The sequence below is a fragment of the Pseudoalteromonas sp. SIMBA_162 genome (genome assembly GCF_046535955.1).
Taxonomy (GTDB): Bacteria; Pseudomonadota; Gammaproteobacteria; order Enterobacterales; family Alteromonadaceae; genus Pseudoalteromonas; species Pseudoalteromonas marina.
Genome location: NZ_JAWJBQ010000001.1, coordinates 46,758 through 66,978, shown reverse-complemented (window position 1 = coordinate 66,978; position 20,221 = coordinate 46,758). Strand labels below are relative to the sequence as shown.

Genomic DNA, 20,221 nt, shown 5'->3' with positions numbered 1-20,221 from the left:
CAACAATGAAAAAACTCCTAATTATTGCAGCTACACTAAGCCTGGCTGCATGCTCTAAAGTAACAGTAGAAAACTACGAAAAAATTAAGATTGGTATGGATAAAGCTGAAGTAGAGGCTGTATTAGGTAGCGCTGACAACTGCGTAGAAAAAACACTTCATACTAACTGTGTTTGGGGCGACGAGTCTAAAAATATAGAGATTACACTCGTTTCAGACAAAGTGACTTTATACAGTAAGCACGGCTTAACTCAATAAAATCGAGTATAAAAAGGGGGATAGACTGTGGTCTATCCCCCATTTTTATTTTTTAGAATAAATGAGCTCAATGTTGACTATTTTACTGCGATTTAAGGTAATTTTATAACGCTGATAAAGTGTTTTATCACCTTCTGTGTGCACCAATACCATATTTAATTGATAACGTCGCTCAACGGCTTGTTTTGATATTTTATTGCTATCTAAATGGTAAAGCTTACCTTCACCACGTTTTAAATAACGGGCAAATGGCGCTAGGTTAAATTGCAGTGTTTGCTGCAACGTATCGTATCCAGGTAAAAACTCTTTGGCCGACACGCGCGTTTCACTCGCAAAGTGCAGCCATTGCGCAGCCTGTTTGTTTTGCTGGCGACGTTTTGAAAAAATGGTTTGAACTTCTTTCGGTATTTTTTTAAAACGCGTGTACTCAAGCCAAATAAACTGGCTGGCTATTTTGTCTTTGGTAATACTATTTTTAAAGGTAAATCGCCATTTTGGCCGCCCTTGAACTATTGCGCGCCAAATTACACGGGTGATATCTTCTTTAAAAATTTCACGCAAACCATAAATTACACCCAGTATCAAAATGAGAGTCGCTGTTACCTCTGTAAAACTGGAACGTGCATTAAGAATTACCAGCATCACAAACGCCATAATAACCGCCGTTACCGTCCCCTTTACCAAGCGCTTTAGGTAACTATTTAAAAAGCGAGTATTGCGCTGAAGTATTACTCCATGCTCAATTAAGCGTTGCAATAAACGCATTTTATTTGTGATTCGATTAGCGTCTTGAAGAGTGGTTTCAGAGTTATAGTTTTTATCTGCTCTGTACACATTTTCGCTTTTACAAAATTGCAAAAGGTCGTTCCGCTCTTTAGCAAAATCGCTACTGCGCGGGCCTTCATCTAGTAATTTTAAAAATGATTGCTCAACGTGCCAACTCAGATAATTATCTGCGTTTGTATAAAACGGCAGTAACTTTTCGTCATCGGGCGTATAACGGCGTAACTTTTTTAATAGGCCTTCACTTTGCTCAAATAATTCATTTGCACGATTATAAAACTCTTCCGCCTCGCTTAACTTAAGCGCATCTTTAATATCAGCATCAAGTGCTAAACGCACTTGGTAACAAAATAAGTTTAGATTTTGCCTGTAGTCTTGCTGTTCGCCTTTGTTTTTACTTACAAAACGGCTTCGTACTAATGGCAAGTGAATATTGTTAGCGTTGTAAGCTAAGTGAGATTTGAACTGATTGTTGAAGTAAGATTCTTCGCTCAGCGTTTTAGGGTTTATTCCCATTTCGTTAGGAATAGAAAAGTACAGATCAATACGCTGCTCTGAACGCGCATTTAACTCGGGCTCAATGACAAAAGATAAATTTTCGTCTTGTTTTAACAATCAACTCTCCTTTTTCTATTCGTTTTAGTTTACTTGCCTCCAGTAATTTGTTCAATAAAAAAGGCCCCGTAAACACGGAGCCTTACTCGTTTAAATATTTAACTTAAACACTGGTTAAAGTATTTGTTTGCAGTTAAAACTTATAGTTAATACTTGCGAATACTCGTGAACCAATTACGTCGTAAATCTCAGGTACGGTGCCCATGTCATTTCCGCCTAGTACTTCTTCTGGCTCTTTATCAAAAATATTATTCATACCACCTGTCACTTTCAGTGACTCATTTAGGTTGTACGTCATTGAAATATCGTGATAAACAATATTATCTGTGCTGAACGACTCGCCGTAGTAGTCGCCACTCATGCCACGAATAAAGCGTGCGTTATAAAGCACACTAAACGCATCAGACAAATCGTAGTTTACAGATAAGTTAGATTTGATTTTAGAATAGCCACCAATGTTACCGTCAATAGTCCCCGTGTAATCAATATCATCTTGCTCAAATTCAACCAAGTAGGTTGTATCTAAGTTAATACGGTAGTTATCGGCGGTATAACCAATGTTCCAATCAATACCTGACGTTTTTTGAGAGCCAACATTGGTTAATGCTGAGCTTAAGTTTGATAAATCACCCGCTGGAGTAATATTTACCGAATCACACGATTGCGTGTCGCCCGCAAAACAGTTGTTCATTTCGTTTTGTACATCTAAACGCGTGATGGCGTTTGTGATGTCAAACTTCCAGTAGTCAAGTGTTGTAGATAAACCGTCAACTACTTCCCACACCATACCAAATGTAAACGAACGGCTTTCTTCTGCTTGTAAGTCTGCATCACTGGTGTAATTTACCAAGATTTGTGCGTCTTGCTCGTTGCCCCATGGATCGGCTAGGTAATCGTAAGAGCCCGAGTTGCCACCAAATAGTTCAGCAACATTTGGCGCTCTAAAGCCGGTAGCTAGTACAGAACGAACCATAAATGAATCTGTTACATCCCATGTAGCACCAAGCTTCCACGTTGTTTCACCACCAAAGGTAGAGTAATTATCGTAACGTGCAGCCCCTTCAAGTGTCACGACTTCTAATACCGGCATCGATGTTTCAAAGTAGATAGACTGTACCGAATAGTCACCTTCAGTAGGATCTTGCTGTGCTGCTGTACTTTGGCCCAATTGTGTAATTAAATCAGGTGTGTAAAAACCACTTTCAAAACGGTTCTCAATACCTATAGCGTAACCAATATCGCTATCGGTTAGTGCGCTATAACCTGCAGATAGGATAAACTGCTCATTTCCACCTTCATTGCTTTCAGTGTAAATAGAATCGTTAGCAGTTAAAAAGTCACGGCTAAGTGCATCACCACTAAACCAAATTGCTTGGTTTGCGTAAATACTTTGCTCTACTTGGCTTGCATTAATAGAGTTTTGTACTTTATCTTTAGAATCGTTTCTGCCGTATGTAGCACTTACATCCCAGCTTGCATCGTTATCTAAGACACCTTGTAATGCCACTGATGCACGGTATGTGTCTGTTGTTTGCTCGTATATTCGCGGCCCAGCATCAACCATTCTTCTGCGATACTCTAGCGAATCGGCAAGCTCACCGTCGACAATAAATGCATTGGTGTATTCGCTATCAAGGTTTGCTGTAAGTAAATCTACACTGGCTGGTTGAGGTGCCAATTGCTGTGATGAATCACGGCGTGTATACATAAGGTCAACATTGAATGTGGTATCAGCGTCTAGCTCTTTATCAAAGCTTGTAAATAAACTGTACAGATCGTTTGGTGTTTGTGCATAACTCGATGTAGTAAAGTCGTACGATGTTGTTCTATCTGCAAACTCACCATTACCTTCGTATGTTTTACCGCCTAGCGTACCTTGTGGAATAAACGAAGACTGCCCTGCAGGCACAAAGCTACGATCTGATTGGATCACCTCGCCACGGCTTGAAAACTGTGCACCAACAACTAAGTTACCATCGGCAACCTGCATGCCGTGTAATAAGCTAGTACCGTAGTTGTTACCATCACCCTTAGTTGTGCGACTTCCTTCAACATTAAGCTCAGTACCTTCAAAATCTTTTTTAGTGATAATGTTAACAACACCAGCAATTGCATCAGATCCATACACAGCTGATGCACCATCTTTTAAGATTTCAATTGATTTGATCATTGCAACAGGAATGGTATTTAAATCAACTGAAGAGTCTGCACCGGTTCCAGAAGAAACCATACGACGACCATTTAATAACACTAGGGTACGTTGTGACCCCATGCCACGTAAGTTAACAGTTGCAGAGCCACCTGAACCATTATTACTTGAAGCACCAAGGCTTATACCAGCAGCAGATGGCTGAGTTGAGAGAATATCGGCAACAGAAGTGAAACCACTTTTTGCAATAAAGTCATCGCCAATAACGGTAATTGGACTGGCTGTTTCCATATCAGTACGGTTGATACGTGAACCCGTGACCTGAATTTTTTCGATTGAATTTGCAGCTTCGTCTGCTGCTAGTACATGTACACTTGAAAACATTGGGATGGCTGCTATTACAGCTAGACCAAGAGTCGATTTAGTCATGAAAGAATCCTACTTGTTGGAATTTACCAAGATTGGTAAAACTCATTTGTTATAAGAAGAATGAGTCGGCAGGCAACTTAAGCGCACTTAACTGAACGAAAACTTAACGCTTGAGTGGTTTTTGACAAAGACAAAAAAGACCAACCTAAAAAAGGTACAAAGGTTACTACTTGTTTCATTGTTAATATAAAAATACAATTTAAAATTAATAAGTTAAAATAATTTTTATACAATTAAAGTACAGATGAAATCAAACACCTCTACTTTGTAATCAAATGTAATTACACCTGTTGTTTAGCAATAATTCAGGTATTAACAACTTAATCACACCCCATTATTAAAAAGGTAAAAGCACCTGAAAGTTGCTAACTCATAAGAAAAGCTTTTGGTTCATAGTGAATAATAAGTTCGCTTATTTTGCGTGGGCATAACTGCTCATAATTTGGTCTACACTATATAAATAATGTGAGATGTTGATATTAACTATGGTTATAAATCAAATTAGCTGGCTGGAATAAATACGGCATTTGCGAGAGCTTAACTTTGTGACTACGCACTTTTGACAGGACTAATTAAAAAATTAGTTTTAGATGTATTTTTTGAAATTTTAGCACTAATGACTAAAGGGTTAGTGCATTTAATTAATTAAGTTTTGCTGCGCATTGGCATTACAGGTTCAAGTTTGAACCTATCAAAAAGAAAAGTTTATAAGCTTAGGTAAACAACAAATTTGGGATAAAACGTGATCGGTTAACTGGTTAATTCGTAATATTATTAAAGCTCGTTAGTAGGTAACATAAAAGTAATAGTTAAGGGTATCTTCGGTTGAAGTGATTGTATTTATAACAGTTAATTCAAGGGTCCAAAGCATATTGTTTTCTGAGCAAATGCCAACCATGGTTTCGCTTTGCCACAAATCCCCTCGCTGTACAAACTGCTGCGGGATAAATCCCATGTACATAGTTATGCCTTTCAATTTTGCTTGGCTGATTTTTGTATTGTTGGGTAATTTGCTGAAAATTGTAAAAGGTGTTTCAGGTGAAAGAGATTGATCACTGAGCCACACTTTCACCTTATTTGGGAAGGTACATTCTTGGTTAGGTTCGCAGTTTGAATTTTTATGTATGCTTGCGTCTTTTTGATTATCAAAATCACAGGCGGTCAACAATAAAAGTAGCAAAAACACATAACATAATTGGGTTGCTTTCATAAAAATTCGCTCCGAATAAAAGCAGATACTAATAATCAAGCTTATAAATGACAAGCATGGCCCACTAAATAATCAAATTTAGGCACTCAGCTAATCAAAAAATAGACAACAAAGCCACAAAGTTTGATTGATGTCATAATATTACGTAATTGACCTATCTTTTTTAGGCCAAAAAATTTATTATTTCCCTCGCAAAAATTAGGGTTTCTCGAGTTTGTTTTCTGAAGCATTCATGCTTTGAACGTTTTAGGTAACATGCTTGTGAAGTAATAGTAGGCCCCACTTTTTAAGTGGGTAATTCATTTCTAAACGCATTTATTGCAGCGGAAGCCAGAAAATGAGCCAAACAGTAGCATCACAAACTGAGTATAACTATAAAGTTGTACGCCAATTCGCTATTATGACAGTGATTTGGGGCATCGTTGGCATGAGTATTGGGGTTCTGATTGCTGCCCAATTAGCTTGGCCAGCACTTAACTTTGATACACCATGGTTAACTTACTCTCGACTACGTCCGTTACACACGAACGCAGTAATTTTCGCATTTGGTACAAGTGCACTTTTTGCGACGTCTTATTACGTCGTACAACGTACTTGTCAAACGCGCCTTTTCTCAGACAAACTTGCCGCAATTTCATTTTGGGGCTGGCAGCTAGTTATCGTATTAGCAGTAATTACTTTACCATTAGGTATTACAAGCTCTAAAGAATACGCTGAACTAGAATGGCCAATCGATATTCTAATCGCTGTTGTTTGGATTATTTATGCAGTTGTATTTTTTGGTACTTTAATTAAACGTAAGGTATCGCATATCTACGTTGCTAACTGGTTCTATGCTGGCTTTATCATCACTGTTGCAGTACTGCACATTGTGAACAGCATGGCAGTGCCTGTATCGTTAACTAAATCATACTCTATCTATGCAGGTGCAGTAGATGCGATGGTTCAATGGTGGTACGGTCATAACGCTGTAGGTTTCTTATTAACCGCTGGTTTCTTAGGTATGATGTACTACTTTGTACCTAAACAAGCAGGTCGCCCTGTATACTCTTACCGTTTATCGGTCGTTCACTTTTGGGCGCTTGTATCTCTATACATTTGGGCTGGTCCTCATCACCTTCACTACACTGCACTTCCAGATTGGACGCAAAGTTTAGGTATGGTTATGTCAATTATCTTATTCGTTCCATCTTGGGGCGGTATGATTAACGGTATAATGACCTTATCGGGTGCGTGGCATAAACTGCGTACTGACCCAGTACTTCGTTTCTTAGTTGTATCACTCTCTTTCTACGGTATGTCTACGTTTGAAGGCCCAATGATGGCAATTAAATCTGTGAACGCGTTATCTCATTACACAGATTGGACTGTAGGCCACGTTCACTCAGGTGCACTTGGTTGGGTAGCTATGATTTCTATTGGTGCTATTTATCACCTTATCCCTGCACTATTTGCACAAGGTCGTATGTACAGCATTAAGCTTGTTAACACACACTTCTGGTTACACACTGTTGGTGTTGTTTTATACATTGTTGCAATGTGGATTTCAGGTGTAATGCAAGGTCTTATGTGGCGTGCAGTAAATGCTGACGGTACATTAATGTATAGCTTTGTTCAGTCTTTAGAAGCATCACATCCTTTCTACATAATGCGTTTTGTTGGCGGTGTATTCATCGTAACAGGTATGTTAGTTATGGCTTATAACGTTTTCCGTACAATTTCAGCTGAAAAAGAATCACTGAAGTTAGACGCGCAAGCACAATTAGCATAACGGAGTGAGATGATGAGCAATAAAAATTCACAAAACAAACATGAAATAGTAGAAAAAAACGTTGGCCTTATGGCCATACTGACTGTTTTTGCTATTAGCTTTGGTGCATTAGTTGAAATTACTCCACTTATGTTCCAAGACGACACAACAAAACCAGTAGATGGCTTACGTCCTCTAAATGCATTAGAAATGGAAGGTCGCGATATATACGTGCGTGAAGGTTGTTATAACTGTCATTCACAAATGATCCGTCCTTTTCGTGACGAAGTTGAACGTTACGGCCACTACTCTGTAGCAGGCGAGTCAGTATGGGATCACCCTTTCCAATGGGGTTCTAAACGTACTGGACCTGACCTTGCTCGTGTTGGTAAACGTTACTCGGACGATTGGCATTATGCTCACTTAGTGAACCCGCGTGATGTGGTTCCTGAGTCTAATATGCCAGGTTTCCCTTGGTTAGCAGAGAACACAGTTGATACCAGCTTAACTCTGAAAAAACTACAAATTTTCCGTGATACATTCGCTATTAACCCAGAAAACCCAAAGCATCCGGGTTTAGGTTACGGTAGCGATGAAGAACTAATAGCTGACGTTGCCAAAGTTGATGCAATGAATGACGGTAAAGGTGCAACAGAAATGCAAGCCCTTATCGCTTATTTGCAACAGCTTGGCACGCACTTGAAGTAATTATTATGGATTACGGAACATACAGAGGCATTTTAACTCTGGTAATTTTAGTATTGTTTATTGTGATTGTTGTATGGGCATACAGCAAGCGTACCAAAAATCGTTTTGACGACGCCGCGAATGCCATTTTTGAAGATGAAAAAAAACATAACAACACACTCTCTAACGAGGAAAAGGAGTCTGAAAAATGACTAGCTTTTGGAGTATTTGGGTTATTGTTTTAACCCTAGCATGCTTACTTATTATCTTTGGCCTATTAGTGTGGAACTTAAAAAACTACGCTGGTGTTGAAGAAGGTGAAGATTGTGGGCATGAGTATGACGGTATTACCGAACTGAACAATCCACTACCTAAGTGGTGGACTTACATGTTCTTCGCAACGTTTATTTGGTCTGTTTACTACCTAGCAGCATACCCAGGTTTAGGTAACTGGGAAGGGTTAGGTAAATGGACAAGCTCTAATCAGGGTATTACCTCTTTAGCGGAATCGAAAGAAGCCGTTAAGTTAGCAGCTGAAGAAGGCCGTTTTGTAAAGCTTGATAAAGAGTACGAAGCAGCAGAAGAGCGTTTTGGTCCTATTTTTAACCGACTTGCAAAAGTACCTGTTTTAGATTTGGTTCAATCTAAAATTGATGGTGATGCAGCACAGCAGCTAGCCCTTGAAAATGGTACTGAGCATGAACAAACAGATGGTCAATTAGCACTAGAAATTGGTCAACGTTTGTTCTCACAAAACTGTGCGCAGTGTCATGGCTCTGATGCACGTGGCGGCATTGGCTTCCCTAACCTAACTGATAAAGATTGGTTATACGGTGGCACACCAGACAAAATTAGAGAAACACTCCTAATTGGTCGTGTTGCAGCTATGCCTCCTTGGGGAGCAGCATTAGGTGAGCAAGGTATAAAAGAAATGACAGCACACGTGTTGAGCCTTTCTGGTCGTACAGTTAACCAAAAAGATGCAGCCGCTGGTGCAGCTAAGTTTGCTATGTGTGCAGCGTGTCACGGTGCAGACGGCAAAGGCTCTGTTGCTCATAACCTACCGTTTGGCGCACCAAACTTAACCGACAACATATGGTTATACGGTGGTTCTCAACGTGCCGTTGAAGAAACACTGCTTAACGGTCGTGCCGGTGTAATGCCAGCGTGGAAAGACATTTTAGGTGAAGATAAAATCCACCTTTTAACTGCGTACGTTTACAACTTATCGCAAGATAAATAAGCACGCTGTTAATAGAATGTTTATAAATTAATTTATTAAATTCAATAGATTAATCCAGATCAAAAAAGCCTCCACTTGGAGGCTTTTTTTTAGTCTTTTACGTACAATTACTATAAAATAACCTCCTCGAAACTAATATTAGAGTCACTATGCAACCTACTCCGTGGTATAAAAACTTTTGGCCTTGGTTTTTAATTTTTTTCCCGCTAGCAGCTATTGTTGGCTGTATTACTTTACTAATAACGGCAATTGGCAATGGCCCAGATATGGTCGTTGATGATTACTATAAAAAAGGTAAAGCAATTAATTTAGAGCTCAGTAAGTTTGAGAAAGCAAAAGCACTTTACTTACATGGTGAATTAGCCGTAACTAACGACCGAGTGAGTTTTAAATTTACCAAAGGCGATAGCAGTAATGTATCGGCTTTAAAAGTATCGTTTTATCACCGCACAATCAAAGCACACGACTTTGAAGCGACACTTACAGCGAATGCAAACAAAGAATTCACCGCACTTCTTGAAAATTACACTGAAGGTGCCTATTCCATTTTTGTTGAACCTATCGATAAAACATGGAAACTAAAAGAAAACATTACCCTACCTACGGTTGAAACCGTTTTAGTTACGCCAAACTATAAGTAGTTATTATTATGTCTAATTCTTGCTTTCATTGCCTTGAAAGTGTGCCAAAGGGATTTAGCGCCACAGTAACAATAGACGATACCCCTCAGCCAATGTGTTGCATTGGCTGCCAGGCCGTAGCGCAAAATATTGTTGAGCAAGGAATGACTGATTACTACAAATACCGCACAGTCAGTGCGGGTAAAGTAGAGCAACTTGTTCCTGAGCAATTGGCATTTATTAAAAGTTACGACAACGAAGATATTCAAGATGAATTTATAGCCACAAGCAACAATATTTCAGAGGTATTACTGAGTGTTGAAGGCATTACGTGCGCCGCATGTGCGTGGCTTATAGAAAAGCAATTATTGAGTTTAAACACTGTAAAACGGGTAGATGTAAATACCTCAACTAACCGTGCAATGATCCAATGGGACAAAACAGCAACTCCACTGAGTGATGTTATTACCGCCTTGGCTAAAATAGGCTACAAAGCATATCCATTTCAGGCCGATACCGAAGCACAACAAAAACAACAAACTGCAAAAGCATACATTCGCCGCTTGGGTGTGGCAGGCCTAATGACAATGCAAGTAATGATGTTTGCATTTGCCATGTATTTTGGCATGTTTTCAGGTATGGATAGTAATTTTGAACAGTACTTTAGATGGATAAGCCTTGTATTAGCTTCTCCTGTTATTTTGTATAGTGCGCTGCCCTTCTTAACCAACGCAATTAACGGCTTAAAAGCTAAACAGCTTAATATGGATTTACCTGTTTCTTTAGCTATATTTGGCGCCTACGGAGCCAGTTGTTATGCAACCGTTATGCAAGTTGGTGAGGTATATTTTGAATCTATTTGCATGTTTACCTTTTTATTATTATTAGGTAAATATTTAGAATTTAGAGCGCGTTTAAAAGCGAGTGAATACACAGCAAACCTTCAAAAGTTACTACCATTAACGGCTCGCACGCTTACAGATAGTGGTGAAGAGCTAATTATTGCGGCTAAAAAGCTTAAACTTAATGATGTTGTGCTTATTAAAGCAGGTGAAACCATTCCCGCTGACGGCGAGCTCATTAAAGGTAAAACGACCGTTGATGAATCAATGATGACTGGCGAGCACCAACCGGTTAACAAGTTCATAGGCCATAATGTGTATGCCGGCTGTGTAAACCACGATGGTGTTATTGAAATTAAAATAAATAAAATAGGTCAAAACACCCTTTTAAATCAAATTATTCGTCTGCAACACAATGCGCTCACAAAGCGGCCGAAGCTGGTCGAAATAACCGATAAAGTAGCACAAGGGTTTGTAGCTTGCTTATTGGTATTTGCCTCGTTGACCGCCATTGGTTGGTATCAAATTGATCCCGAGCATGCTTTTTGGATTACTATTTCAGTATTAGTCGCAACCTGCCCTTGCGCTTTAAGCCTAGCAATACCGACAGCCCTAACCTGTGCAATTGCCAGCCTAACCAAAAAGGGGATTTTAATTAAACAAGCCCATGTACTTGAAACCCTCTCGAAACTAACTTTATTTGCATTTGATAAAACAGGCACACTCACACAAGGTAAATTTAGCCTTGATGAAGTAGATATTATCGACAACAGCTACTCAAAAGATGATGTAATGGCTATTGCAGCAATGTTGGAGCGCTTTTCTGAGCACCCGATTGCAAGTGCATTTGACGGCTACACTCCAGCAAAGCATAGTCTTCATAACATTGAAGTGCACGCAGGTTTAGGGATTAGTGCACAAGATGAAACCACCCACTACGCTATAGGTAAAAGTGGTTGGTTTGATAGTCAAAAAACAAACGCGCAAGCCAGTTTGTATATAAACAAACACGTTGTGGCACGTTTTTATTTTGTAGATAAAGTAAAGCACGATGCTCAAAGTTTAATTAAATCGTTACATGCGCAGCAATTAACTTGCCACATGCTTACTGGCGATGCGTCAGATGCGGGCAAAAAAGTAGCTAAGCAATTAAACTTAGACAGCGTGCAATCTGGTTGCTCACCACAAGATAAACAAATAGCCGTAGAGGCATTTTCATCTCAAAATGAGGTGGTCGCTATGGTGGGTGATGGCATAAACGATAGCCCTGTATTTGCAAGTGCCCATTTGTCTATTGCAATGGAAACTGGCGCTGATATATCAAAAAACAGCGCCGATGTTGTACTGCTAAATAGCGATTTAGCGTCTATTGATCACTTACTCAATATAGCTAAACAGACTCGGCGTATTATTAAACAAAACCTAACATTGTCTTTATTATATAATGGTTCAATATTACCGCTTGCAGCACTTGGGTTAGTTGCTCCATGGATGGCCGTCATTGGTATGTCTGCCAGCTCAATTATTGTGATTTGTAATTCACTAAGGCTATTAAAGTTATGAGCATAATTTATATTTTGATCCCCATTGCCATATTGTTTGTGCTTATTGCCATTGGTGTATTTTTTTGGGCGGTAAGAAGCGAGCAGTTTTCTGATTTGAACAAACAAGGCCACAGTATTTTGTTTGAAGATGACAAAGAGCAGCATAACAAAAGTAATGATTGACCCTTTATACATTAGCGCATTTTTAATGGGTTTGATTGGCAGCGGCCACTGCATAGCAATGTGTGGAGGAATTGCCAGCTCTTTACAATTAGCCAGCGACAAACGTAAAACACTTACCTATTCATTTGCTTATAATATAGGGCGAGCAATAAGTTACATGCTTGCAGGCTCACTCGTTGCGGGTATAAGCAGCCAATTTGCTAAACAAAACACATCATTTTCTATAACGCTTTCATTTATTGCAGCAATTTTTATGCTGTTGGTAGGCGTTTACATAATGCGCTTAGGACCTACACTTCAATGGCTTGAAAAAGTGGGTAAAACACTTATTTGGCAGCATATTGTTAAGCTTAACAAATATTTAATGCCGGTTGACTCAACAGTAAAAGCCATAGGCTATGGGGCTTTATGGGGCTGGCTTCCGTGCGGTTTGGTTTATTCAGCGCTAACCTGGGCAATGACGAGCCCCACAGCATTTGATGGCGCAATAGTTATGCTATGTTTTGCACTAGGTACATTTCCTGCCATGATCACAGTAGGGATCACTGCGCAAAAACTTAATACCATTATAAATCATCCTTGGACCCGAATAGTATTAGGCAGTGTTATAATTTGGTATGGTATCTACTTATTGATTATTGCAACCGACAAGTTAGTACATTAATGTTAAAATGTATTAACCTTTTCAGGTTTATTTGCCCCTGTATATAAAAACTAAAACGGATAAAATTATGGATTTCACTCAAAGTCGCGCTAAAGGTAATTGTGCTATTAGCTGTAATAACTGCAGCATAAGCCAATTGTGTTTACCGTTTTCGTTAAATGGCCAAGAAATGGATAAGCTTGACGAAATTATTGAGCGAAAAAAACCATTACACAAAGGTGACTATTTATTTGAATCAGGTGCACCATTAAAAGCAATTTATGCTGTACGCTCTGGCTCATTTAAATCATACACCTTGTCTGAGCAAGGTGATGAGCAAATTACTGGCTTTCATTTAGCAGGTGACTTAGTTGGTTTTGATGCCATTAGTAAAATGGCACATCAGAGCTTTTCTCAAGCCCTAGAAACCTCAATGATTTGCGAAATTCCCTTCGACACTCTTGACGAGCTTGCAGGTAAATTACCTAAACTACGCCAGCAAATAATGCGTTTAATGAGCAGTGAAATTACCTACGATCAAGAAATGCTTTTACTGCTTAACAAAAAATCGGCAGAAGAACGCCTAGCTAGTTTTATTTATAACTTGTCTGAGCGATTTGGTGAGCGTGGTTTTTCGCGCAAAGAGTTTAGGTTTACTATGACCCGTGGTGAAATAGGTAATTACTTAGGTCTTACAGTAGAAACCATTAGCCGTTTATTAAGTCGCTTTCAAAAAGCCGATTTAATTAAAGTAGAAGGCAAGTTTATTACTATTTTAGATAATGATGCACTCGCTAAAGCAGCAGCCATTGTTAAATAGATATACATTGATATAGAACAACAATTTATGTGCTAAGCCTTTAACTGTTTTGTATTTGAGTTACACTAAAAGTACACCAGTTAGATAAATGGAGTAGCACATGAACACAATTAAACGCATTCTTGCGGTTATTGACCCCACCAAAGACGATCAACATGGTTTAGCGCGCTCAGTCGAACTGGCAAAAAAATCTGGCGCAACAATTACAGCATTCATGACGGTCTATGACTTCTCTTATGAAATGACAACGATGCTTTCAGGCGATGAGCGTGAAGCGATGCGCGAAGCCGTTTTAAAAGACCGCGAACTCTGGCTCAACGATTTAGTTTCACCTTACAATAACTTAAATATTGAAACATTAGTTGTTTGGCATAACCGCCCTTACGAAGCCATTATTGAAACAGTTATCGATCAAAATTACGATTTAGTCATTAAAAGCACTCATCAACATGGTGCACTAAAATCGGTGATATTTACCCCTACAGATTGGCATTTGGTACGTAAATGCCCTACTCCGGTGTTATTTGTAAAAGAAATGGCATGGCCTGAAAATGGCAATATTCTAGCTGCTGTTAACGCAGTGAGCGAAAATGATCAGCATATAGCGTTAAATAAACGTATAATCAAAGACGCGCAATTTTTATGTGAGCTTGCTAATGCAAAACTTAACTTAGTCAATGCATACCCTGCCACCCCTATTAATATAGCCATTGAAATACCAGAGTTTAATCCAAGTCTTTACAACGAATCAGTTAAAAAACACCATATAGAATCAACTAATGCACTGGCTGCTGAATTTACATTAACTACTGAGCAATGCTTTATTGAAGAAGGCTTACCAGAAGATGTAATTCCTGATATTGCAAATCGTTTGAATAGTGAATTAGTGGTTATTGGAACTGTTGGACGTACTGGGTTAAGTGCTGCGCTAGTTGGCAATACTGCAGAGCATGTAATAGATAGCCTAGACTGCGATGTATTAGCACTGAAACCAGACGGCTACGTTAGCCCACTGGCAAAAGATTAATAAATTTTGCTGTAGCTCCCGATATGCTAATAACATATAATACGCCCCTTTATTTCTAGCAAGTAATTTGCTGCATTGTTTACTAAGGGGGCGTAGTGTCTAACTCAGCTCAAGCCAAAGCTCAATATAACTTTAATAAGTTACAAAAGCGTTTACGCCGTTTAACCGGCCAAGCGGTTATGGACTTTAACATGATTGAAGAAGGTGACCGTATAATGGTTTGCCTCTCTGGTGGTAAAGATAGTTATACAATGCTTGAAATGCTGCAGCACCTTAAACGTGTTGCCCCCATTAAATTTGATCTTGTAGTTGTTAACCTCGACCAAAAACAGCCCGGCTTCCCTGAACATGTTTTGCCCGAGTACCTAAACAAACTCGATGTAGAGTACAAAATTGTAGAAGAAGATACCTACAGCATTGTCACCGACATAATTCCTGAAGGTAAAACCACCTGCTCGCTTTGTTCTCGCTTACGCCGTGGTATTTTATACCGCACAGCTAAAGAACTTGGTGCAACTAAAATTGCCCTGGGTCATCACCGAGACGATATGATTGAAACACTATTTTTAAACATGTTCTATGGTGGAAAACTAAAAAGTATGCCTGCTAAATTAATGAGCGACAACGGCGAGCATATGGTTATCCGCCCGCTTGCGTACTGTAAAGAAGCAGACATTAGCAAATACGCGTTTACTCAAGGCTATCCTATCATTCCGTGTAACTTGTGTGGTTCTCAAGAAAACTTGCAGCGTAAACATACAAAAAACATGTTAGCGCAATGGAATAAAGACCATCCGGGTCGGATTGAAAGTATTTTTACAGCCATGCAAAATGTTGTGCCATCTCATTTAGCCGATGCTGAATTATTTGATTTTGAAAACCTAAAAACGGGTGAAGTGATTGATGGCGGCGATATTGCACTCGACAAGCCAGATATTCCTAAAGTACCTGTCAACAGCGATACAGACGAAGAAAACGCTGGCGTTGTTACAATTAACTTAAGCTAACTAAGTTGTATTTTTTGGGTTTGCATTAAAGCAAACCCAAAACTAGTTTAACCGTCGGCTAATCCTTTTAAAAACTCCAAGCTTAATTTTTCTTGCTCATTAGGTTGATATGGCAGCTGTTGTAAACTGTCAAAAGGAAAGTCATTTATATCAAAGTGGCTAATTTCACTATTACCAAAACTGTTTCGCTCGCCAGGACTTGGCGACATCCTTTCAATTACAAATCCACTCAAACGCATATCAGCCATGCCTTGCGGCAAAATTGACCAGTGCGCTTTTAAATCAATCGTCTGGCTTCCTTCACTTAAACGTTGTTTACTGACCAAGTGCGCAAGGGGTGTGTCGCCAGTAAAAAGGTTCGCCCGAATACGGTACAGGCCCTTTTTTACTACTTTTAAATTGGCTGGTATAAGCATGTTTTCACTTTGTGGGTATGCCGACTCAAAACCAATAAGTGTCGCACTCGGTGGCATATATTGAATTTGTGCCACTACAGGAATTTGTTTCCCATCAACATTAGCTTCAACAAATATTTGTAAATTTCGCGGGTAGTCTTCCTCTGCTTTAAAAATAACATTGGCTTCGCCCTCTCGCGCGTTACTTTTATAAGTTGTTACTATCTCTTTTGTATCTGTATTGGCAAGCTCTACAATCACATTTTTAAGGCCACCTGCGCTGACTTTTAATGTTATTTCTTCTGGATATACAAACCTATATTTACTAAGACTGACTGTAACCGCATTTCCTTTGTCATCTATTGGGCTTTCAACAGGATAAAATTGATTAGGTTTTAAACGGTCTCCATCAAATTCAGACAAGGGTTGTGAATACGGTGGATATTTAAGTGCATGCTCGTATTGAGTGGCAACTTGCTCTGCTGCTTTTGCTAAGTTGCTATTATAATCTGTTGTTACTTTATGCTTCTGTGGTGATTTAGCGGGCAAATTTGCAGTGCTTTTTTGTAAGTTTGATTTATGCTCAACGGTGGCAGGCTGTTTTACCTTAACAACAGAAACCTCAGTCTCTATCTCTTCTTGAGAGGGCCATACTAGTAAAGCAAATATAGCCATTATTGAAATGACTACTAGGATTTTTTTTATCATTTATACTTCAATCCTTATAAAAAGTGCAGCTTAAAAAAGCTGCACATTTAACGCTTATGGGATCACATTATAAATTAATGCAGAAGCACTCGTTGTGTTTGAGTTTTTAATATAACGGTAGTTCTTTTTCCAAAACCACGTACCCGTTGTTTGATCAAATGTATTAAAGCCAACATTTTGTCCGTCGACATTAATATTATTCATAGCAATGGTTACATTACCTTTACGCTGAGCATTATGAATTTCATTATGACTGTAGCTGTCACTCATCATCATAGGGTAATGGTTAGGCATAAAACTATTTACCGCATCACTTTGTGATTTTAATCGACCATCAGTACCAATACTGCTGCTACAGCTACCAAATGAACGCGCTGAGCTTGCACCACATGATGAGTGCGACGCGACAACCGAATCATCATTACCTTTTAAAAATGCGCCAGTGATCCCTAAGTATTCATTACCGTCGGCAACAAAACGTAAACGAGGTGTACGCGCATCTGGAAATGGAGAAATTTTACGCGCATTATTTACTTTTAAATCATGTAACACGCCAACCGCTTCAGTAACATCGTTTCCTAGCCACCATCTAAGTGCAGCATCTATAGCAAAATTCCATGAGGCACCTGTAAGTGCGCTTACAGCAACATCAGCAAGTTCACTACCGCCACCAGCACCAGCTAAATCGAATGTAGCAACTATATTAAGTGGAGAAAGCCCTGCGTTTTCAAGCCAGTTTGCTTGGTTATCTATAATATGGCGTGCAATTAAATCCCCAGTAGAGTGAGTCACTAATACACAGCCATCGGCACATAAGTTTGAGCGCGATAATTGCTTTAATTTAGGCCAAACCCAATCTGTTGCTATTTTACCTTCAACACGCTCGTAGGCAGGCCAATCAATTCGTTCATCTGCTCTGTTATTCCAATACGACTGCCAATATGTTTCGCCATCATTTACAACGTCGCTTCCTGATTTATTGGTTATTTGAGATACCTGCAAACCATGAATTAATATTATTTTGTGATCTTTACTTGCAGCTGAAAAACTCATTAGCATAGCAAGGCATGCGCCCACTATATGCTGAGGTTTTATCCACTTGTGTGTGTGTGTGTTGTTCATAAAATTCCTTAATGTGTGTGTTAAATATTATTTGTTAAGGTATTCATTATTAGTGTCTTTTTTACTTATCTGCAATATTAAGCATTAGAGGAAATAACCTGATTCTACTATCAGCGAGTTATAACTCTATTTTACCTGCCTTAGGTAATGTACTTAGTTAAGCAAATTAAGTATGACTGATCAGTCCAGACAATGACCAGTATTAGGAACAAAGAACAAAAATGCAACAATTTATTATCATTTATATAAGATCAAAACAAAATTTATTTTTAATCAACAATTTAAAAATTGTCTTTTTTGGAATTATATGGTGGGTTTGTAAAAATATAGCTGAGGAGTGCAATCTATTTTGCCAAGCCTAAACGTGGTTTAGCCTTGGCAAAAATTTTTAACTGACTTTATTGACCTTTAAGCTCGCTTGTAAATTGCCCTATAGCATTTACAACTTCTTGAGCACCATTTTGTATTTCACTCATAACATTGCCCGACTCTTTAGATAAAGCTAAGCCTTGCTCTGCTTTTTCTTTCCCTTTTTCGATTACATCAACCGTGTTTTGGGTTTGCGATTGATTTCGCTGTACAACTTCAACAATTTCTTCTGTTGCTTTAGATGTGCGTGATGCGAGTAGACGAACCTCGTCTGCTACAACGGCAAACCCCCGGCCTTGCTCACCAGCACGGGCGGCCTCAATAGCTGCATTGAGTGCAAGTAAATTAGTTTGCTCAGCAATACTACTAATGCTTTGAACAATACTCGCTATTTGTTGAGATTGTTGATCCAATGCAGAGATTTCGCTGGCCGCTTGCTCCATATTTATAGCAAGCTCTGTCATAACAGCCACTGTGTCTTTAATTACTTCAGCGCCTTGTTCTGCTTTTTTATCTGTTTGTGTTGAGGTACTGTAGGCAATTTCGGCAGCTTGAGAAATCGCAATTTCTCGGTTTACTTGCTTCGTAATGACAGTCGCAAACTTCATTACTTTATAAAGCTTTCCGGCATCATTAGAAATAGGATTGTAAGAGGCCTCTAACCAGACAATGTTGCCATGCTTATCAACACGTTTAAATCGAGACGCTATAAACTGTCCTTGCCTGAGCTTTGACCAAAAGGCCTGATACTCTTGTGATTCTGACTCTTCGCGCTCACAAAAAATACGGTGATGTTGGCCTAATATTTCTTTTTCTTTGTAGCCCATTGCATCTAAAAATTGCTGATTAGCCTTTAATGCATGTCCTTCTAAATCAAATTCAATAACCGCCATTGATCGGTAAATCGCCTTGATTGTGTCACTTTGCTCACGCGATGCTGAAATTGTTTTGGTTAATACAGTACAAAAAATAGAAAAATATAAAAGCTGATCTTGTTCTCCTTTTACAGGGTGAACAATTAAACGTAACCACTCTACTTGACCGTCTTGGCGAATAAATTGTAACGCGCCCCCCCAATGGCCCTCTTTTTTAATCGCTTTTTGTAAGCTTTTGTACTCGTCTGAGTGTTGGGAGTGTTCAGAAATAATATCTAAAAGCGGAGTATTAATAATATGATTTTCTCGATAGCCCAGCATATTAAGGAGCTGCTCGTTTGCGTGGGAAATTCGTCCGTCATAAAGAATATTAATTACTAGCATTTCACGATTAAGGCCTTCCCATACTTGTTGTAGTGGGTAAAGCTCTGCTTTTAAAGATGCTATTTCGTTTTGTTTACTATTAGAAAAAAACATTAATATCCTTACTAATACTCGAGGTATGAAATTTATAAATGCAGAGGCTAATTTATCTACGTGATAAATGAAATTTGCCCTAGCGTTAAATAATTTGCTTAAAGTTCAACCAAAACCAAGACTTTTACATGGTAAAGTAAACACTTAACACACATTTGGGACCATTTATTACTTTAATATAGCCTCCATATAAGTCAAACTTTACGATGGGCTATTTTACTAAAATCACTGTTTAAGCCCCATTTACGCTTTTAAATGCAGTAATAGTGCAGGTAATAACGTTTCTATGCACTGGGCGTTTTCTTCATATTGGTGACTTATACGTACCCAACCGTCTGTTCCCATTATTTGTAGCGAGGTTATTTCTACGCTATCGATGTTTTCGTATTGAGTGCACCACAGCCCTTTTACTCTAAATATGCCAAAACTTGTAGTAATGCGATTTATTGTAAATGAGGTTTTCATA

The 20,221-nt window shown here is 38.9% G+C and carries 19 protein-coding genes; 12 read left to right on the top strand and 7 right to left on the bottom strand.

Annotation, left to right across the window (positions count from 1 at the left end):
• The first annotated feature begins 5 nt into the window (after positions 1 to 5).
• Positions 6 to 257: a hypothetical protein gene (locus R0J88_RS00260; RefSeq protein WP_008126398.1), complete on the top strand. Its 252-nt coding sequence runs from the start codon at positions 6 to 8 to the stop codon at positions 255 to 257.
• A gap of 45 nt (positions 258 to 302) precedes the next feature.
• On the opposite strand, the gene R0J88_RS00255 is transcribed toward R0J88_RS00260, so the two are convergent.
• The 3 genes from R0J88_RS00255 to R0J88_RS00245 all read right to left on the bottom strand — a co-directional run bounded on the left by R0J88_RS00255 (position 303) and on the right by R0J88_RS00245 (position 5,443).
• The gene (locus tag R0J88_RS00255) at positions 303 to 1,655 is read right to left on the bottom strand and encodes a hypothetical protein (protein WP_008126399.1); all 1,353 of its coding nucleotides are present in this window, start codon (positions 1,653 to 1,655) and stop codon (positions 303 to 305) included.
• Positions 1,656 to 1,788: 133 nt separating this feature from the next.
• A complete protein-coding gene (locus tag R0J88_RS00250; RefSeq protein WP_410898707.1) occupies positions 1,789 to 4,233 on the bottom strand; it encodes a TonB-dependent receptor in 2,445 nt (814 codons plus the stop codon).
• 784 nt (positions 4,234 to 5,017) lie between these two features.
• Positions 5,018 to 5,443 (bottom strand): hypothetical protein, encoded by a 426-nt coding sequence (locus R0J88_RS00245; RefSeq protein WP_010557291.1) that lies wholly within the window; start codon positions 5,441 to 5,443, stop codon positions 5,018 to 5,020.
• 337 nt (positions 5,444 to 5,780) lie between these two features.
• On the opposite strand from R0J88_RS00245, the gene ccoN reads away from it, so the two are divergent.
• The 11 genes from ccoN to ttcA all read left to right on the top strand — a co-directional run bounded on the left by ccoN (position 5,781) and on the right by ttcA (position 15,809).
• The gene (ccoN, locus tag R0J88_RS00240) at positions 5,781 to 7,214 is read left to right on the top strand and encodes a cytochrome-c oxidase, cbb3-type subunit I (protein WP_006794295.1); all 1,434 of its coding nucleotides are present in this window, start codon (positions 5,781 to 5,783) and stop codon (positions 7,212 to 7,214) included.
• A gap of 12 nt (positions 7,215 to 7,226) precedes the next feature.
• Complete coding sequence (gene ccoO / locus R0J88_RS00235) at positions 7,227 to 7,901, top strand: cytochrome-c oxidase, cbb3-type subunit II (RefSeq protein ID WP_006794296.1); 675 nt, start codon at positions 7,227 to 7,229, stop codon at positions 7,899 to 7,901.
• Positions 7,902 to 7,906: 5 nt separating this feature from the next.
• On the top strand, positions 7,907 to 8,092 hold the full coding sequence (locus R0J88_RS00230) for a CcoQ/FixQ family Cbb3-type cytochrome c oxidase assembly chaperone (RefSeq protein ID WP_006794297.1): 186 nt from the start codon (positions 7,907 to 7,909) through the stop codon (positions 8,090 to 8,092).
• The gene (locus R0J88_RS00225; protein ID WP_008126414.1) at positions 8,089 to 9,123 is read left to right on the top strand and encodes a c-type cytochrome; all 1,035 of its coding nucleotides are present in this window, start codon (positions 8,089 to 8,091) and stop codon (positions 9,121 to 9,123) included. The genes R0J88_RS00230 and R0J88_RS00225 overlap by 4 nt, the downstream gene beginning before the upstream one ends.
• Positions 9,124 to 9,272: 149 nt before the next feature.
• Complete coding sequence (locus tag R0J88_RS00220; RefSeq protein ID WP_006794299.1) at positions 9,273 to 9,764, top strand: FixH family protein; 492 nt, start codon at positions 9,273 to 9,275, stop codon at positions 9,762 to 9,764.
• An 8-nt stretch (positions 9,765 to 9,772) separates the two neighbouring features.
• On the top strand, positions 9,773 to 12,148 hold the full coding sequence (locus R0J88_RS00215) for a heavy metal translocating P-type ATPase (protein ID WP_410898706.1): 2,376 nt from the start codon (positions 9,773 to 9,775) through the stop codon (positions 12,146 to 12,148).
• Positions 12,145 to 12,312: a cbb3-type cytochrome oxidase assembly protein CcoS gene (gene ccoS, locus R0J88_RS00210; protein ID WP_006794301.1), complete on the top strand. Its 168-nt coding sequence runs from the start codon at positions 12,145 to 12,147 to the stop codon at positions 12,310 to 12,312. The genes R0J88_RS00215 and ccoS overlap by 4 nt, the downstream gene beginning before the upstream one ends.
• Positions 12,305 to 12,976: a sulfite exporter TauE/SafE family protein gene (locus tag R0J88_RS00205; RefSeq protein WP_410898705.1), complete on the top strand. Its 672-nt coding sequence runs from the start codon at positions 12,305 to 12,307 to the stop codon at positions 12,974 to 12,976. The genes ccoS and R0J88_RS00205 overlap by 8 nt, the downstream gene beginning before the upstream one ends.
• Positions 12,977 to 13,043: 67 nt before the next feature.
• Complete coding sequence (locus tag R0J88_RS00200) at positions 13,044 to 13,775, top strand: FNR family transcription factor (protein WP_006794303.1); 732 nt, start codon at positions 13,044 to 13,046, stop codon at positions 13,773 to 13,775.
• Between the two features lie 100 nt (positions 13,776 to 13,875).
• Positions 13,876 to 14,802, top strand: a complete 927-nt coding sequence (uspE, locus tag R0J88_RS00195) for a universal stress protein UspE (protein WP_410898704.1) — start codon at positions 13,876 to 13,878, stop codon at positions 14,800 to 14,802.
• Positions 14,803 to 14,897: 95 nt separating this feature from the next.
• On the top strand, positions 14,898 to 15,809 hold the full coding sequence (ttcA, locus tag R0J88_RS00190) for a tRNA 2-thiocytidine(32) synthetase TtcA (protein ID WP_410898703.1): 912 nt from the start codon (positions 14,898 to 14,900) through the stop codon (positions 15,807 to 15,809).
• 47 nt (positions 15,810 to 15,856) lie between these two features.
• Here the strand turns inward: ttcA and R0J88_RS00185 are convergent, their stop codons facing one another.
• From R0J88_RS00185 to R0J88_RS00170, 4 genes are all read right to left on the bottom strand, one after another.
• Positions 15,857 to 16,912 (bottom strand): hypothetical protein, encoded by a 1,056-nt coding sequence (locus R0J88_RS00185; RefSeq protein WP_410898702.1) that lies wholly within the window; start codon positions 16,910 to 16,912, stop codon positions 15,857 to 15,859.
• Positions 16,913 to 16,966: 54 nt separating this feature from the next.
• The gene (locus tag R0J88_RS00180) at positions 16,967 to 18,034 is read right to left on the bottom strand and encodes a hypothetical protein (RefSeq protein WP_410898701.1); all 1,068 of its coding nucleotides are present in this window, start codon (positions 18,032 to 18,034) and stop codon (positions 16,967 to 16,969) included.
• A gap of 398 nt (positions 18,035 to 18,432) precedes the next feature.
• Positions 18,433 to 19,755 (bottom strand): PAS domain-containing methyl-accepting chemotaxis protein, encoded by a 1,323-nt coding sequence (locus R0J88_RS00175; protein WP_410898700.1) that lies wholly within the window; start codon positions 19,753 to 19,755, stop codon positions 18,433 to 18,435.
• 243 nt (positions 19,756 to 19,998) lie between these two features.
• Positions 19,999 to 20,220, bottom strand: coding sequence for a hypothetical protein (locus R0J88_RS00170; protein ID WP_039037902.1), 222 nt, complete (start codon positions 20,218 to 20,220; stop codon positions 19,999 to 20,001).
• Position 20,221: the final 1 nt, after the last annotated feature.

What these genes read in the sequence shown, in the direction of transcription:
- R0J88_RS00215 (WP_410898706.1), top strand. Translation starts at nt 9,773, where the DNA reads ATGTCTAATTCTTGCTTTCATTGCCTTGAAAGTGTGCCAAAGGGATTT.
- R0J88_RS00245 (WP_010557291.1), bottom strand. Translation starts at nt 5,443, where the DNA reads ATGAAAGCAACCCAATTATGTTATGTGTTTTTGCTACTTTTATTGTTG.
- ccoN (WP_006794295.1), top strand. Translation starts at nt 5,781, where the DNA reads ATGAGCCAAACAGTAGCATCACAAACTGAGTATAACTATAAAGTTGTA.
- R0J88_RS00200 (WP_006794303.1), top strand. Translation starts at nt 13,044, where the DNA reads ATGGATTTCACTCAAAGTCGCGCTAAAGGTAATTGTGCTATTAGCTGT.
- ccoO (WP_006794296.1), top strand. Translation starts at nt 7,227, where the DNA reads ATGAGCAATAAAAATTCACAAAACAAACATGAAATAGTAGAAAAAAAC.
- R0J88_RS00260 (WP_008126398.1), top strand. Translation starts at nt 6, where the DNA reads ATGAAAAAACTCCTAATTATTGCAGCTACACTAAGCCTGGCTGCATGC.
- uspE (WP_410898704.1), top strand. Translation starts at nt 13,876, where the DNA reads ATGAACACAATTAAACGCATTCTTGCGGTTATTGACCCCACCAAAGAC.
- R0J88_RS00180 (WP_410898701.1), bottom strand. Translation starts at nt 18,034, where the DNA reads ATGAACAACACACACACACACAAGTGGATAAAACCTCAGCATATAGTG.
- R0J88_RS00220 (WP_006794299.1), top strand. Translation starts at nt 9,273, where the DNA reads ATGCAACCTACTCCGTGGTATAAAAACTTTTGGCCTTGGTTTTTAATT.
- R0J88_RS00250 (WP_410898707.1), bottom strand. Translation starts at nt 4,233, where the DNA reads ATGACTAAATCGACTCTTGGTCTAGCTGTAATAGCAGCCATCCCAATG.
- R0J88_RS00230 (WP_006794297.1), top strand. Translation starts at nt 7,907, where the DNA reads ATGGATTACGGAACATACAGAGGCATTTTAACTCTGGTAATTTTAGTA.
- R0J88_RS00225 (WP_008126414.1), top strand. Translation starts at nt 8,089, where the DNA reads ATGACTAGCTTTTGGAGTATTTGGGTTATTGTTTTAACCCTAGCATGC.
- R0J88_RS00170 (WP_039037902.1), bottom strand. Translation starts at nt 20,220, where the DNA reads ATGAAAACCTCATTTACAATAAATCGCATTACTACAAGTTTTGGCATA.
- R0J88_RS00205 (WP_410898705.1), top strand. Translation starts at nt 12,305, where the DNA reads ATGATTGACCCTTTATACATTAGCGCATTTTTAATGGGTTTGATTGGC.
- ccoS (WP_006794301.1), top strand. Translation starts at nt 12,145, where the DNA reads ATGAGCATAATTTATATTTTGATCCCCATTGCCATATTGTTTGTGCTT.
- R0J88_RS00185 (WP_410898702.1), bottom strand. Translation starts at nt 16,912, where the DNA reads ATGATAAAAAAAATCCTAGTAGTCATTTCAATAATGGCTATATTTGCT.
- R0J88_RS00175 (WP_410898700.1), bottom strand. Translation starts at nt 19,755, where the DNA reads ATGTTTTTTTCTAATAGTAAACAAAACGAAATAGCATCTTTAAAAGCA.